Genomic DNA, 15,084 nt, shown 5'->3' with positions numbered 1-15,084 from the left:
TGGTTACTGCCAGCTCACCTCCCCTTTAGGTTCGTAAGCATTCACATCTAGCGGTGAGTTTTTCTGGATGTACTCTTTCAGCACTTCAGCGTCAATAAAACCGGTATTCACATAACCTGCTTTATTATCCAGACGCGGATAGCCATCACCGCCGGTTGCGTTGAAACTGAGCGTTGCCAGGCGGTAGCTTTTCGCCGGATCGATCGGTTCGCCTTTGATTTTGAGATCATTGAGCTTGCCGCCTTTCGCCACAAAACTGACGTTGGCGAACTGCGGATACGCGCCTGAATCCGGCTTCATTTGCGCCACTGCGGTGAGGTAATCCGTCAGCTCTTTACCGGTCAGGTTGACATACACCAGCGTGTTGCCGAACGGCTGCACTTTCAGCACGTCTTTGTAAGTGATGTCGCCCGCCTCGATAGAGTCACGCACCCCGCCGCCACTCATCACGGCCAGATCCGCGCCGGTACGCGCCATTTGCGCGGCGAGGATCACATGTGCGAGGTTGGTTTGCACAAAACGCACTTTGCTGCGATCGCCTTCCAGATGACCATTCGCGTTACCGATTTTCACCTCTAACTGCGCTTTACCTTTGTTCTGGAATGGCGTTAACAGAGAGAGCATCTGCGGGTTTTCAGCAATTTCCGGCGTGTAGAGTACGCGCTCGCTTTTGCCGTTATCGTAGGTGACCTTCTTCTTCAGGTTGACCGGAATCAACTGGTAACGCACCAGTTTCATCTCGCCGTTACGGAACTGGAAATCCGCGCGGCCGACATATTTGCCCCACTCATGCGCCTGCACAATCCAGATGCCATTTTGCTGATCCGGCGCGCACGGCGTACCAGGCACGTAATCGACCTGTTTTTTATTTTCAGACGCCATGCAAACCGGATCTTGTGAGTGACCACCCACAATCATTGCCAGCGCGCCTTTTGGCAGGCTGCGTGCCATCTCCACATCGCCTGGCGCATTCGAGCCATGCTCGCCATTGTCGTAATGGCCCATATGCGTGGTCGCCAGAATCACATCCGGTTTTTCGTTTTGCTTCAGCTCAGCTATCACCAGCTTCGCTTCGTCGGCCGGTTTGCGGAATTCGATATCGGTGAAAAACTCCGGGTTGCCGATTTTCGCCGTGTCGTCGGTAGTTAAGCCAATAACGGCAATTTTCAGCCCCTGGCGATTAAACATCATCCACGGTTTAAACAGGCGCTCGCCGGTGCTTTTCTGGTAAATGTTGGCGGAAAGGAACGGGAACTTAGCCCATTTCTCCTGCTGGCGCAGTACGCTGAGCGGGTTGTCGAACTCATGGTTGCCCACGGCCATCGCATCGTAGCCAATCAGGTTCATGCCGCGAAAATCGGGTTCGGCATCCTGTAAATCCGATTCCGGCACCCCGGTGTTGATATCGCCGCCGGACAGCAGCAGCACGCTGCCGCCTTCGGCCGCTACCTCTTTGCGAATGCCATCAACCAGCGTTTTTTGCGCCGATAAACCATATTCGCCGTAATCACTGCGCCAGAAATGACCGTGATGATCATTGGTATGCAGAATGGTGATGTTATAGGTCTTATCCTGCTCGTAAGCCTGTACCTGCCAGCTGGCAACGCCCATCGCCGCCAGCAGCCCCAGCGTAATGCTCTTCTTTAACAATCTCATGCTTCCCTCCCTGACCCATTGATAAACTGAGAAATTACAGCGCCTGCCAATAATAGACAAATATGTATTCAGAATCGCAACTTCCTTCAAACTTTCAGCAAAGGTATGGTAGTCCGGGAATCATTACCGTGCTTTATCCCTAACCTCTTCTGACAACATACGTGGTATTTATGGCAATCAGTGAAACGTCGCAGACACCGCCTGCTGCGCGCACCTCGTTCGGTATTCTTGGCGCTATCAGCCTCTCGCATCTGCTTAACGATATGATCCAATCCCTGCTGCTGGCGATTTATCCGCTGTTGCAGGCCGACTTTGCATTGTCGTTTGTACAGATCGGTTTTATCACGCTGACCTTCCAGGTCGCTTCCTCGCTGCTGCAGCCGGTGGTTGGCTATTTGACAGATAAACACCCGATGCCGTGGTCGCTGCCCATCGGCATGTGTTTCACCTTAAGCGGGCTGGTGCTACTGGCACTGGCGGGAAGTTTTACCACGGTGTTGATCGCTGCCGCGCTGGTAGGAACGGGTTCATCAGTGTTCCACCCGGAATCGTCGCGCGTGGCGCGTATGGCGTCTGGCGGGCGTCACGGGCTGGCGCAATCCATCTTTCAGGTCGGCGGCAACTTTGGTGCCTCGCTTGGGCCATTGCTGGCGGCAGTGATCATTGCGCCTTATGGCAAAGGCAATGTTGCCTGGTTTGTGCTGGCGGCCCTGCTGGCGATTATTGTGCTGATGCAGGTAAGCCGCTGGTACGCCGCGCAGCACCGGGTGAATAAAGGTAAAAAACCCGTTTCAGTAGTCAATCCACTGCCGCGCAACAAAGTGGTGCTGGCAGTTTGCGTGCTGCTGATCCTCATTTTCTCGAAATACTTCTATATGGCGAGCATTAGCAGCTATTTCACCTTTTATTTAATGCAAAAATTTGATTTGTCGGTGCAAAACGCCCAGATGCATCTGTTTATCTTCCTGTTCGCGGTGGCGGCAGGCACGGTTATTGGCGGGCCACTGGGTGATAAGATTGGCAGAAAATATGTGATTTGGGGCTCTATCCTCGGCGTCGCGCCATTTACCCTGCTTTTACCCTACGCAACCCTCTTCTGGACCGGGATTTTAACGGTGATTATTGGTTTTGTGCTCGCCTCGGCGTTTTCAGCCATTCTGGTCTATGCGCAGGAGCTGTTACCAGGCCGTATCGGCATGGTTTCCGGGCTGTTTTTTGGTTTTGCCTTCGGAATGGGCGGCCTTGGCGCAGCAGTATTAGGGCTGGTTGCCGATCATACCAGCATCGAATTGGTCTATAAAATATGTGCTTTCCTGCCTTTACTCGGCATCCTGACCATATTCCTGCCCGATAACCGCCCGCAACACTGATTTCCTCACGGCCAAAGTCATACTTTGGCCGCTGCTTTCTCTTGCCTGCCCGCGCCTGGCGCATGATTTCTGTTACGGATACCCTACAGGCTATCTTTTTTCAGCTAAATTGCCATTTTCTTCATAATTCAACAATTATTCATAAACATAGTGGCGAAAACTGTCATAAACTGTAACGCAGTTGTCGGTTTTTAACCGCGGGATCCACGCACCAACGAAAGGAGACGGAATGCATCACGCCACACCGCTTATCACCACCATTGTCGGCGGCCTTGTGCTCGCTTTTATCCTCGGCATGCTTGCCAATAAACTGCGTATTTCTCCACTGGTGGGCTACCTGATAGCGGGTGTATTGTCCGGGCCGTTTACGCCGGGCTTTGTCGCCGATACCCAACTCGCGCCGGAGCTTGCGGAGCTGGGCGTGATTTTGTTGATGTTCGGCGTCGGGCTGCATTTCTCGTTGAAGGATCTGATGGCGGTAAAGTCCATCGCCATTCCCGGTGCGATCGCGCAGATTGCTGTTGCGACGCTACTGGGTATGGCGCTTTCCGCAATGCTGGATTGGTCACTGATGACCGGCATTGTCTTTGGGCTCTGTCTCTCCACCGCCAGTACCGTGGTGCTGCTGCGCGCGCTTGAGGAGCGGCAGCTTATCGACAGCCAGCGAGGGCAAATCGCTATCGGCTGGCTGATTGTAGAAGATCTGGTGATGGTGCTAACACTGGTGTTGCTGCCTGCCGTCGCCGGAATGGTGGAAAAAGGCAATGTCGGGCTGGCATCGCTGGCGGTGGATATGGGCATCACCATCGGCAAAGTGGTGGCCTTTATCGCCATCATGATGCTGGTTGGCCGCCGTCTGGTGCCGTGGATCATGGCGCGCAGCGCGGCGACCGGCTCACGCGAGCTGTTTACGCTCTCCGTGCTGGCACTGGCGCTCGGTATCGCTTTTGGCGCGGTGGAGTTGTTTGATGTTTCGTTTGCGCTGGGCGCGTTCTTCGCCGGAATGGTGCTCAACGAATCCGAGCTGAGCCACCGTGCGGCGCACGATACGCTGCCGCTGCGCGACGCGTTTGCGGTGCTGTTCTTTGTCTCCGTCGGTATGCTGTTTGATCCGCTGGTGCTCATTGAGCAGCCGCTGGCGGTGCTCGCTACGCTGGCGATCATCATCTTTGGTAAATCTGTCGCCGCGTTCCTGCTGGTGCGCATGTTTGGCCACTCGCCGCGCACCGCGCTGACCATCGCCGCAAGCCTTGCGCAGATCGGTGAGTTCGCCTTTATTCTGGCGGGCCTCGGCATGTCGCTGAACCTGCTGCCGCAGGCCGGGCAAAATCTGGTGCTGGCGGGCGCTATCCTGTCGATTATGCTCAACCCGGTGCTGTTCACGCTGCTGGAAAAGTACCTCGACAAAACCGAGACGCTGGAAGAGCAAACGCTGGAAGAGGCTATCGAAGAAGAGAAACAGATCCCGGTCGATATCTGCAACCACGCGTTGCTGGTAGGTTTTGGCCGCGTCGGCAGCCTGCTGGGTGAAAAACTGATGGCACAAGGCATTCCGCTGGTGGTGATTGAAACTTCACGTACCCGCGTGGATGAACTGCGTGAGCGTGGCATCCGCGCGGTGCTGGGCAATGCCGCTAACGAAGAGATCATGAACCTGGCGCATCTCGATTGCGCCCGCTGGTTGCTGCTGACCATTCCAAATGGTTACGAAGCCGGGGAGATTGTCGCCACCGCGCGTGAGAAGTGCCCGCACATTGAAATTATCGCTCGCGCGCACTACGACGATGAGGTGGACTACATCACTGAACGTGGCGCGAATCAGGTGGTCATGGGCGAGCGCGAAATCGCCAACACCATGCTGACATTGCTGGAAAAACCGCCGGCTGAAGAAGCCGTAACGGGTTAATCCAAAAAAGCCGGAGTGCTTACGCTGCTCCGGCTTTGTCTCATCCTCGTGTCTGCCCGGCTTCGTCGGGCAATCACCTCAACGTTCCCAGTATGCCTCTTCGAGGCTGTCTTCGCGTTCCGGCAGACCGCGCGTTAAACGCGGCGAGTGCTGGTTCAGCACCTGGTAACTGACGCGATTGGCGTATTTGCACACCTGTGCCAGCGAAGAGTACGTCAGCCAGTTGAATTTGTGCTTGCTGGAGTTCGGCACGTTGGTGCGGTGGTAGTTGTTGGCGGTGATGTCATGCAGCAACGCCGCGAGTGCGCCATCGCCCGCGCCGTTGGTATTCATGATTTTTTCCGGCCCGCCCATATACGGCGCAATGTGCGAGTAAATGCGCAGCGGATGTTCACAATCTTTGTGGCGCAGCGCACGGCTGAACTCGTACTGGTTAAATTCGGCAATCGCGCCCGGCAGCAAGGGATGCTGGGTTTTGCGCTTCGCTTCGTCTTCGGTGAAACCGGCCATATACAGACCAACTGGGCCTGCGGTACACAGGACGAGATCAACCCAGTCCAGAGCTTTATCGGCCGCCAGCAGCGGATCGCTTTCGCCGGTCAGCGCATGGCCTTCCTCTTCATTCATCGCCAGAATCGAGACGTTCTCTTTAAGGAAATCACGCCACCACTGCGGGTTATCGGCAATCACATATTTGGTGCCGAGCGTCAGCACCACCGGCACGTTATGCTTTTTGGCGTACGCCACCGCCTGCATGGTGGCTTCCGGCATCGGCTCGCCGGGGTTACAGCGCACCAGGTAAGAGGAGAGCACCAGCGCAGACGCTCCGGCGATCACCGCTTCCGGGATGCTCTCCGGGCGCAACTGGTTCATATGGCCAGGGCTGATAGCAAAGGTGCGCTCGCCGCTGTCGCTAATCAGCGTGAAACAACGACCAATGGCGCCATCGACGCCTTGCAGATAGTTGAGATCGGTACGGCTGGAGGTGTTACACAGGTAGCGGTAGGCATAACTGCCGATTTTCACGTTGTCGCACATAACGCCAAGCAGCACCGAGCGGTCATCCGCCAGCACCGAGTAATTATGCATGGTGTTGCCGATGGTGCCCCCCGCGAACTGGTGCGTGATCAAATCGTTACTGACCAGTTCCTGATAGAGCGCTTCCGCGACATCGTCGGCGATCACCAGCGAATGACCGGCACTGAGGCCGTAACGGGTAATAAACGCATCATCCACTTTCGCCTCGATATCCACCAGCGTCTGGTCGATACCGACAACCCAACACGTACCGGATTCGCTCTCGGGCTGAATTTGCTGTAACAGCGGGTCGCGGGCGTTAACGGGGAAATAATGCTTGGATTTACGTTTACCGGGAAATTTCATGATTGTAATTAGCGCCATACATTCGGGCCGGGAATGTTAACACACTCTCAGCCCGCGCTGCGATCAGCGATATTTGGCCGTCAGATTAACCATCATCTCGATATGTTCAGGAGAATCATTAAGCGCCTGAATGTACTCATATTTTTCGCCACCGGCTTCCAGAAAGAATTCGCGGTTTTGCACGGCTATCTCTTCCAGCGTTTCCAGGCAGTCGGCTGCAAAACCCGGGGACATCACCTGAATATGCTTCACACCTTTTTCGCCGAGCATTTTCAGAGTTTCATCTGTGTATGGCGTTAACCACGGTTCACGACCAAAGCGTGACTGGAACGTCATCATCACTTTTTCCGGCGGTAAGTCGAGCGCAGAAACCAGCTCGCGCGTCGTATCGCGACAGCGCTGCGGGTAATCATCCCCTTCTGCCGCATAACGCTGGGGAATGCCGTGGTAAGAGAGCAGCAATAAATCCGGCTCGCCATGCTGCGCAAACGAGGCACGCACGCTATTGGCGAGCGCAGCGATGTAATCCGCATTGTCGGCGTAGTCGCGAATAAAGGAGACGCCCGGAATATGGCGCTTTTTCGCCAGAATGCGCGCCAGCTCGTCCCACACGGCGGCAACGGTAGAACAGGAGTATTGCGGGTAGAGCGACAGCACCACAATATGTTCGACCCCTTGCGCCAGCAACTCATCGACCGCGCTTTCCAGCGACGGCGAACCGTAACTCATCCCAAGCACGACCGGCACGTCAGGCAAGCGCGCTGCCAGTGCCCGCTGCTGCCTGCGGCTGTAAACCATCAGCGGTGAGCCCTCTTCCATCCAGACAGATTGATAGAGTTTGGCGACGCGGGGAGAACGAATGGGCAGGATCACACCGCGCAGTAGCGGCCACCACAATAAACGCGACGTATCGACCACGCGTCTGTCACTCAAGAATTGCCGCAGATAGCGTTTCACCGCTTCGGGGGTCGGGGCATCGGGAGTGCCCAGATTGGCAAGCAGGATGCCGGTTTTCGCCTGACTCATTCACGCCTCTTAACCTTTTGAATGGTTGGTAATTGTAGCGTAAATGCGGTTAAACGGAACCCATTGCTGCGATAGGTAAGATGAGAAAAATTCTCACCCGGAGAGTCCGGGTGAGCGGGCGCGATTAGCCGAGGATTTTTTCCAGCTCTGCGCGTACATCAGCAACGGCTTTGGTGCCGTCGACTTTCGCATAGCGCGTGTTACCCGCCTGCGCTTCTTTCTGGTAGTAGCCGATCAGCGGCGCGGTCATCTGATGGTATTCCACCAGGCGTTTACGCACGGTCTCTTCCTGATCGTCTTTACGCGTGGTCAGCTCTTCGCCGGTCACGTCGTCTTTGCCTTCCACTTTCGGCGGGTTGAATTTGATGTGGTAAACGCGACCGGAAGCAGCGTGTACACGGCGACCGATAATGCGATCGACGATCAGCTCGTCCGGCACATCGAACTCAAGAACGAAATCAACGTTGATGCCGGCTTCTTTCATCGCGTCCGCTTGCGGAATAGTGCGCGGGAAACCGTCCAGCAGGAAACCATTGCGGCAATCTTCCTGGGCAATACGCTCTTTCACCAGCGCGATAACCAGCTCGTCAGTGACCAGCTTGCCCGCGTCCATGATGTCTTTTGCCTGTTTGCCCAGTTCGCTGCCAGATTTAACAGCGGCGCGCAGCATGTCACCGGTAGAGATTTGCGGAATACCGTATTTCTCCATGATGAACTGAGCCTGAGTTCCTTTACCCGCGCCCGGAGCGCCAAGCAGAATAATACGCATTGCGAAAATCCCCTCAAATGTTGGTTCAATTTTTCAAAAAGCGCTAAAAGATACCACCAGAACGACCCACGCTCAAGGAAGCGGGATCGGCTGAAACGGTTAATGATACGTTTTCTTATCATGCGCAAGGCAGAAAAGGAAAAGTGCCCGGTAACATCACCCCGGCGCTAATAAGTCCATTAAGAAATAAAAAAAGGGGCCAATGGCCCCTTATCGGTATCAGCTCAAACGCGGCTTATGAAACCAGTAACTGGTTCATGCGGCGAATAAACTGGTTCGGATCTTCCAGCGTACCGCGTTCAGCAAACAGCGCCTGATCCAGCAGTAACTCGACCCATTCTTTAAACTGGGTTTCGTCCTGCGTGTCAGCCGCGCGTTTCACCAGGGCGTGATCCGGGTTGAGTTCGAAAATGTACTTCACTTCCGGCGCATTCTGGCCCGCTGCGGCGAACAGTTTCGCCATCTGGGTGCTCATTTCGTCGGCATCGGTCACTACCACGGCTGGCGTATCGGTCAGACGGTGAGTCAGGCGCACTTCTTTCACACGATCGCCCAGCAGCGTTTTCACGCGCTCAACGAACGGCTCCAGCGCTTTCTCGGCTTCTTTTGCGCTTTCATCCACTTCGTCTGCCAGTTTGTCCAGCGAAGCGTCGGCTTTGGCAACAGACTGGAACGGCTTGCCGTCGAACTCGGTCAGGTAGCTCATCATCCACTCGTCGATGCGATCGGAAAGCAGCAGCACTTCGATGCCTTTCTTACGCAGCAGCTCCAGATGCGGGCTGCTCTTCGCCGCGGCGTAGCTGTCGGCGGTGATGAAGTAGATTTTTTCCTGCCCTTCTTTCATGCGCGACACATACTCTTCCAGTGACACAGTTTGTGCGGAAGAGTCGTTGTGCGTGGAGGCAAAGCGCAGCAGTTTGGCGATGGTTTCCAGGTTCGCGTGATCTTCGCCCGTGCCCTCTTTCAGCACCAGGCCAAACTGTTGCCAGAAGGTCTGGTATTTTTCCGCGTCATCTTTCGCCAGTTTTTCCAGCATTTGCAGCACGCGTTTGGTCAGCGCGGTGCGCAGGCTGCGCGTCACGCTGCTGTCTTGTAAGATTTCACGGGAAACGTTGAGCGGCAGGTCGTTGGAATCGACCAGGCCACGCACAAAGCGCAGGTAGTTCGGCATGAACTGCTCGGCTTCGTCCATGATAAACACGCGCTGAACATAGAGTTTCAGGCCGTGTTTATGATCGCGGTTCCACATATCCCACGGTGCCTGCGACGGAATGTAAAGCAGGCTGGTGTACTCCTGTTTACCTTCCACACGGTTGTGGCTCCAGATCAGCGGATCGGTAAAGTCGTGGGAGATATGTTTGTAGAACTCGTTGTATTCCTCGTCTTTGATTTCCGCTTTGTTACGCGTCCACAGGGCCTGCGCTTTGTTGATCTTCTCCCAGGAAACCACGGTTTCGCCGTCTTTCTCTTCCTGTTTTTCGATCTCTACCGGCAGCGCAATATGGTCGGAATACTTGCTGATGATCGAGCGTACGCGCCAGTCGTTGAGGAAGTCGTCTTCCCCTTCGCGCAGGTGCAGCGTGATTTCGGTACCGCGATCGGCTTTGGTGATATCGGCAACGGTGTATTCACCCGCACCTTCGGATTCCCAGAACACGCCGTTTTCAGCGCTTTCACCCGCCGCGCGGGTGCGCACGGTCACTTTATCGGCAACGATAAATGCCGAATAGAAACCGACGCCGAACTGACCAATCAGTTGGCTGTCTTTCGCCTGATCGGAACCCATGGATTCCAGAAACGCCTTGGTACCCGATTTTGCAATCGTCCCCAGGTGGTCGATCACTTCATCGCGCGTCATACCAATGCCGTTATCGGCAATGGTCAGCGTACGGTTCTCTTTATCAAAGGAGACGCGCACGTGCAGATCGCCATCGCCTTCGTACAGTTCCGGTTTGGACAGCGCGCGGAAACGCAATTTGTCCGCCGCATCCGAGGCGTTGGAGATAAGCTCACGCAGGAAGATTTCTTTGTTCGAATAAAGAGAATGGATCATCAAGTGCAGAAGCTGTTTCACTTCAGACTGAAAACCGCGAGTTTCTTGTCCTTTCATTGGGAAAACCTCAACAATGCCATTTACAAGGTAAAAATGCGTTGAGGGAGAAGTGGGGATATTGGCGGGAATTTTCAAGCGGAGGCAAAAATTTCTGCCTCCGTTTGGTTAAAAACGAATCTTGTGGCGGCCGGCCAGCGAGTGCGACAGCGTCGTCCCGTCAACCATTTCCAGTTCGCCGCCCACCGGCACGCCGTGGGCGATACGGCTGGCTTCCACACCATACTGCGCGCAAAGCTCAGCAATATAGTTAGCGGTCGCTTCGCCTTCCACCGTCGGGTTGGTGGCGAGGATCAGCTCCTGGATTTTCTCGGACGCCAGACGCTGCTCCAGCCGGTCAAGGCCAATGTCGTCCGGGCCGATACCGTCGAGCGGTGACAGATGCCCCATCAGCACAAAGTAGCGACCAGAGAACTGCCCGGTCTGCTCAATGGCGTAGATATCTGCCGGGCTTTCCACCACACAGATTTGACCGTTTTCCTGGCGGCGCGGGTTGCTGCAAATGTTGCAGACTTCCTGCTCGGTGAATGTGCGGCAATCGGCGCAGTGGCCGATTTCCGACATTGCCCGAGTGAGCGCCTGTGCCAGCCGCATGCCGCCGCTGCGATCGCGCTGCAACAGCGTAAACGCCATACGCTGCGCCGACTTCGGGCCAACGCCCGGCAGGCAGCGCAGTGCTTCCATAAGCTGCGTTAACAGCGGGCTGGTCTGCATCAGAACGGCATCTTAAAGCCTGGCGGCAGCGACATACCGGAAGAGACGGAGGCCATTTTCTCTTTCTGCGTTTCGTCAATGCGGCGAGCGGCATCGTTAAAAGCAGCGGCAACCAGATCTTCCAGCATCTCTTTGTCGTCTTCGAGCAGGCTCGGATCGATCTCCACGCGACGGCAGTTATGCGCGCCGTTGATGGTCACTTTCACCAGACCCGCGCCCGATTCGCCGGTCACTTCCAGCTGCGCGATCTCTTCCTGCATTTTCTGCATCTTTTCTTGCATCTGCTGGGCCTGCTTCATCAGGTTACCCAGACCGCCTTTTCCAAACATAGGCTTCTCTCTTTAGCTGTGGTGACTAACCAGAGTGATAAGTCACATTCAGGGTTGAAAACGGGTAGCCGCAGCTGCCCGTCAAAGGGGGCGGATACTCTCTTCGTCCAGATCCGCATCGAAAAAGCGTTGCAGCGTCTGGATGTTGCTATCCGCAATGATCGACTCGCGCGCCTGCGCAAGTTTTTCCTCATAGATTGCCTGGCGCCACTCCAGCGGCGTACGCACTGCCGGATTATCATCTTCAATGATAGTCAGTTCAACCGCCGCGCCATGTAATTCACTCAGCGCCTCGCCCAGCGTTTTCAACGCGCCCTGCGAGTTTAGATGGCGCTGAGAACTACGCAAATGCAGGCATATCCGTTCGCCGTCCTGCTCTTTCCAGGCGTTCAGCGCAACCTGCTCGACCAGTTTCGGCAATTTAAGCTGGCTGACTTCTTTCGCCCAGGCGTCGCGCTCTATCGCTTCTTCCGCCAGTTTTTTCGCCAGCTCTGGCGTTTTTTCATGCTCGAGCGCTTTTTTCAACGCTTTTGGCGTGGCGACAACTTCTTTTACCGTTTCCACGACCGTTGTCGCTTTCCAGCGATAGGCTTCTTTTTTGGCCGGAGCCTGTTCGAGCGCCGACGGAGCCGGACGCGATTGCACGCGCTCGGTCACCGAAGCCAGTCGTTCCAGCGCGGCGTTACTCACCGGCCGCGCGCGGGTTGCGGCTGCCGGTTCACTCTTTTTTGCTTTATCGGCTCCCTGCGCGCGTTGCAATTGTCTGCGCGCCGCCAGTACCTGGCTGGTCGCGTCGGGCATCGCTACATCTTGTGGCGGTGGCATCTGCGAAGGCATTTGCGGTGCGACAGCAACCTGCTGCGGCGCGACTACCGCCGTGGGTGCCACGGGAGCAAAAGAGTGTTGTGTTGCTTCCGGCGCGGCCAGCGGCATCCGCGGGTGGAAAGCCAGCGCGCGCAGCAGCGTCATCTCGACGCCCATACGCCTGTCCGGCGCAAACGGCAGCTCTTTGCGGCCAATCAGCAACGTCTGATAATAGAGCTGCACATCGGCAGGCGGTACCGTACGGGCCAGCTCACGCAGACGGTGTTCAACCGGCGCCATATCGCTGCCAAGCGCCGAAGGTGTGAGCTGAACCATCGCGATGCGGTGCAGTAACGTTTGCATTTCCAGCAGCAACGCATCCCACTCAACGCCGCGCGAGGCCGCATCGTTCACCAGCGCCATTGCGCGTTCGCCGTTAGCGGCGACGATCGCTTCAACCAGCGAAAGCGCCTGGTCGTCATTCAGCGTGCCGAGCATGGAACTGACCACGTCGGCGGAAAGCTGGCCGTTGCCGCTGGCTATTGCCTGGTCGGTCAGACTCAGCGCATCACGCAGGCTGCCGTCAGCGGCGCGCGCCAGCAGTTGCAGCGCGCGGGGTTCGTGTTCGATCTTCTCGTCGTCGAGAATATGTTCGAGCTGGTTACGGATCTGGTCGACATCCAGCGCTTTAAGATGGAACTGCAGGCAACGAGAGAGAATGGTCACCGGCAGTTTTTGCGGGTCGGTGGTCGCCAGCAAGAATTTGACATGTTCGGGCGGCTCTTCCAGCGTCTTTAACAGCGCGTTAAAGCTGTGACGCGAGAGCATATGCACTTCATCGATGAGATAAACTTTGAAACGCCCACGCGCCGGTGCGTACTGTACGTTGTCCAGCAGATCGCGCGTGTCTTCCACTTTGGTGCGCGAGGCGGCGTCAATCTCTATTAAATCAACAAAGCGGCCCTGCTCGATTTCGCGGCAGTTATCACAGACGCCGCACGGTGTGGCGGTGATGCCGGTTTCGCAATTAAGCCCCTTCGCCAGCAAGCGGGCAATAGAGGTTTTTCCGACACCACGGGTGCCAGAAAACAGATACGCATGATGGATGCGTCCTGAGGATAAGCCGTTCGCCAGTGCGGTCAGCACATGCTCCTGGCCGACGACGTCAGCAAAAGTTTGTGGTCGCCATTTTCGGGCTAAGACCTGATAACTCATTGGCAGGCTCTGAAACGCTGGAAGGTGGATTTACGAAGGGATAATGCTAACACAGCCAGGCTGTGAATACACTCCATCCCTCAGGCATGAGGAATGGAGGTAATTGGCGTAAACAGCGCGATTAATGCCCCGGGAACGGCACCAGGCTGTAGCTGGTTATGCCCTGTTTTTGCAGGCGCTGTTCGCCGCCGAGGTCGAACAGATTAATGATAAATGCGGCGTCAGTTACTTCACCACCCAGACGGCGAATCAGTTTTACGGTCGCCTCAATGGTGCCGCCGGTTGCCAGCAGATCGTCCACCACCAGCACTTTATCGCCTGGCTGGATCGCATCAACGTGGATCTCTAACTGATCGGTGCCGTACTCCAGCTCATAGCTTTCGGCGATGGTTTCGCGCGGCAGTTTACGCGGTTTACGCACCGGTACAAAACCGACACCCAGACCAAGCGCGACCGGCGCGCCAAACAGGAAACCACGCGCTTCGGTACCGACAACTTTGGTGATCCCGGCGTTTTTATAACGTTCAACCAGCAGTTCAATGCTGAGAGCGTACGCTTTCGGGTCTTCCAGCAAACTGGTGACATCACGGAACAGGATGCCCGGTTTCGGGTAATCCTGAATGCTTTTGATGCTGTTTTTAAGAAATTCAAGCTGCTGCGCAGTCGCTGTCATGGATTTTTTGCCTGATAGAAACGGTATTACTCACGGTACGCGCGTTGAAGGCTTGATGTAACCACTGATTAACATTTAATCAGCCGCACCCGTGCTCGAAAACGCTCGAATTTACTGGCAGTCCGCCACAATTGCAACTGCCTTCGCTGCGCTTTATGGTTTTTGTTGCTTTGCGTCAATCACCGGGATGCGCCACATAAAGAAAAGCAGACAGGACAGAATGACCAGTAACAGAATTCGAACCCATAGCATGTTCACGAAATATAATGAAATGGCGAACGTAACCAGGATGACCGCAATCGCACGCGGCTTCGCGCCCGGCGGCATCGCACGGTACTGCTGCCAGTGGCGCAGATAGCCGCCAAACCAGGAACGGTAGAGTAACCACTGGTGAAAACGCGGCGAAGAGCGGGCGAAGCACCATGCCGCCAGCAATATAAAAGGAGTGGTTGGGAGCAGCGGCAACACCGCGCCGAGCGTACCAAGGGCTACCGCCAACCAGCCTATGATGATTAAAATAGTGCGTTGCATAATGCGAATCGTTATCAGGATGAGCGGCTAATGTAGCACAGTCAGGATGATTTACAGGGGGAAGACGCGTGAAAAGCGCCGTGCTTTTACAGAGGCTGGAACAACAACTCGCGACGCTACGCCAGCAGGTCGCACCGCTGGCGCATCACGCCACGGTTAGCGCCCGTTTTGACAGGCATCTTTTTCAAACCCGCAGTACGCGGATGCAATCTTATCTTGATGAAAGTACAGCGAATATGGCGGCGTTACGCCACGCGGTTGAACACGGGCGGGTAGAACAAGTGGTCTGGCTGGCGGAGCATTTGACCGCGCAAATCGCGGCGTTGACGCGTGAAAGCGCCGTCTGGTCGTTACGCGAGTGGGATCACGCATCGCCGGGCATCGCACGCTGGCAGCGTAGACGCCTGAAGCATCAGGAGTATGAGCGTCGGCTGCTGGCAATGAAACAAGAACGCGAACAGCGTTTGCGCTCGGTCACTACGCTTGTTGAACAGCAACAGTTGCAGAAGGAAGTTGAAGCGTTTGCCGGCAGGCTCACCCGTTGCCGCCATGCGCTGGAGAAGATCGAAGGCGTGCTGACGCGCTTAACCCGTTAACC

13 protein-coding genes and 1 other annotated feature are annotated in these 15,084 nt (G+C 55.7%); of the genes, 3 read left to right on the top strand and 10 right to left on the bottom strand.

Annotation, left to right across the window (positions count from 1 at the left end; all coding sequences use genetic code 11):
• Positions 1-3: 3 nt before the first annotated feature.
• The gene (ushA, locus tag DFO56_RS16505; protein WP_045509147.1) at positions 4-1,656 is read right to left on the bottom strand and encodes a bifunctional UDP-sugar hydrolase/5'-nucleotidase UshA; all 1,653 of its coding nucleotides are present in this window, start codon (positions 1,654-1,656) and stop codon (positions 4-6) included.
• Positions 1,657-1,826: 170 nt separating this feature from the next.
• Between ushA and DFO56_RS16500 the strand changes: the two genes are divergently transcribed.
• Together DFO56_RS16500 and ybaL are read left to right on the top strand one after the other, a co-directional pair.
• Complete coding sequence (locus DFO56_RS16500) at positions 1,827-3,026, top strand: MFS transporter (protein ID WP_045509149.1); 1,200 nt, start codon at positions 1,827-1,829, stop codon at positions 3,024-3,026.
• A 229-nt stretch (positions 3,027-3,255) separates the two neighbouring features.
• Positions 3,256-4,932 carry a YbaL family putative K(+) efflux transporter gene (ybaL, locus tag DFO56_RS16495; RefSeq protein WP_020456820.1) on the top strand — a complete coding sequence of 559 codons (1,677 nt, stop codon included), beginning with the start codon at positions 3,256-3,258 and terminating at the stop codon, positions 4,930-4,932.
• 78 nt (positions 4,933-5,010) lie between these two features.
• On the opposite strand, the gene DFO56_RS16490 is transcribed toward ybaL, so the two are convergent.
• The 9 genes from DFO56_RS16490 to DFO56_RS16450 all read right to left on the bottom strand — a co-directional run bounded on the left by DFO56_RS16490 (position 5,011) and on the right by DFO56_RS16450 (position 14,486).
• Positions 5,011-6,315, bottom strand: coding sequence for an inosine/guanosine kinase (locus DFO56_RS16490; protein WP_045509151.1), 1,305 nt, complete (start codon positions 6,313-6,315; stop codon positions 5,011-5,013).
• A gap of 63 nt (positions 6,316-6,378) precedes the next feature.
• Positions 6,379-7,341, bottom strand: a complete 963-nt coding sequence (hemH, locus tag DFO56_RS16485; protein WP_045509152.1) for a ferrochelatase — start codon at positions 7,339-7,341, stop codon at positions 6,379-6,381.
• Positions 7,342-7,465: 124 nt separating this feature from the next.
• Entirely contained in the window at positions 7,466-8,110 is a 645-nt protein-coding gene (gene adk, locus DFO56_RS16480) for an adenylate kinase (protein ID WP_020456817.1), read from the bottom strand.
• A gap of 235 nt (positions 8,111-8,345) precedes the next feature.
• On the bottom strand, positions 8,346-10,220 hold the full coding sequence (gene htpG / locus DFO56_RS16475) for a molecular chaperone HtpG (protein WP_045509154.1): 1,875 nt from the start codon (positions 10,218-10,220) through the stop codon (positions 8,346-8,348).
• Positions 10,221-10,328: 108 nt separating this feature from the next.
• Positions 10,329-10,934 (bottom strand): recombination mediator RecR, encoded by a 606-nt coding sequence (recR, locus tag DFO56_RS16470; RefSeq protein WP_017460002.1) that lies wholly within the window; start codon positions 10,932-10,934, stop codon positions 10,329-10,331.
• A complete protein-coding gene (locus DFO56_RS16465; RefSeq protein WP_007373594.1) occupies positions 10,934-11,263 on the bottom strand; it encodes a YbaB/EbfC family nucleoid-associated protein in 330 nt (109 codons plus the stop codon). Before DFO56_RS16465 ends, recR begins: the two co-directional genes overlap by 1 nt.
• Positions 11,264-11,344: 81 nt before the next feature.
• Positions 11,345-13,282 (bottom strand): DNA polymerase III subunit gamma/tau, encoded by a 1,938-nt coding sequence (gene dnaX, locus DFO56_RS16460; protein ID WP_044489580.1) that lies wholly within the window; start codon positions 13,280-13,282, stop codon positions 11,345-11,347.
• Positions 11,948-12,012, bottom strand: a sequence feature (DnaX frameshifting element). It overlaps the preceding gene by 65 nt.
• Positions 13,283-13,403: 121 nt before the next feature.
• Positions 13,404-13,955, bottom strand: a complete 552-nt coding sequence (gene apt / locus DFO56_RS16455; protein WP_017459999.1) for an adenine phosphoribosyltransferase — start codon at positions 13,953-13,955, stop codon at positions 13,404-13,406.
• A 153-nt stretch (positions 13,956-14,108) separates the two neighbouring features.
• Positions 14,109-14,486, bottom strand: coding sequence for a DUF454 family protein (locus DFO56_RS16450; protein ID WP_045509156.1), 378 nt, complete (start codon positions 14,484-14,486; stop codon positions 14,109-14,111).
• A 68-nt stretch (positions 14,487-14,554) separates the two neighbouring features.
• Here DFO56_RS16450 and priC point away from each other — a divergent pair, with 68 nt between their 5' ends.
• Positions 14,555-15,082, top strand: a complete 528-nt coding sequence (gene priC, locus DFO56_RS16445) for a primosomal replication protein N'' (RefSeq protein ID WP_020456813.1) — start codon at positions 14,555-14,557, stop codon at positions 15,080-15,082.
• The last annotated feature ends 2 nt before the right edge of the window (positions 15,083-15,084 follow it).

It is taken from the genome of Kosakonia sp. AG348 (genome assembly GCF_003337365.1).
In the GTDB taxonomy this organism is placed as follows: Bacteria; Pseudomonadota; Gammaproteobacteria; order Enterobacterales; family Enterobacteriaceae; genus Kosakonia.
The sequence above is the reverse complement of the archived record's forward strand: the minus strand, read 5'-3'. Positions and strand labels throughout refer to the sequence as shown.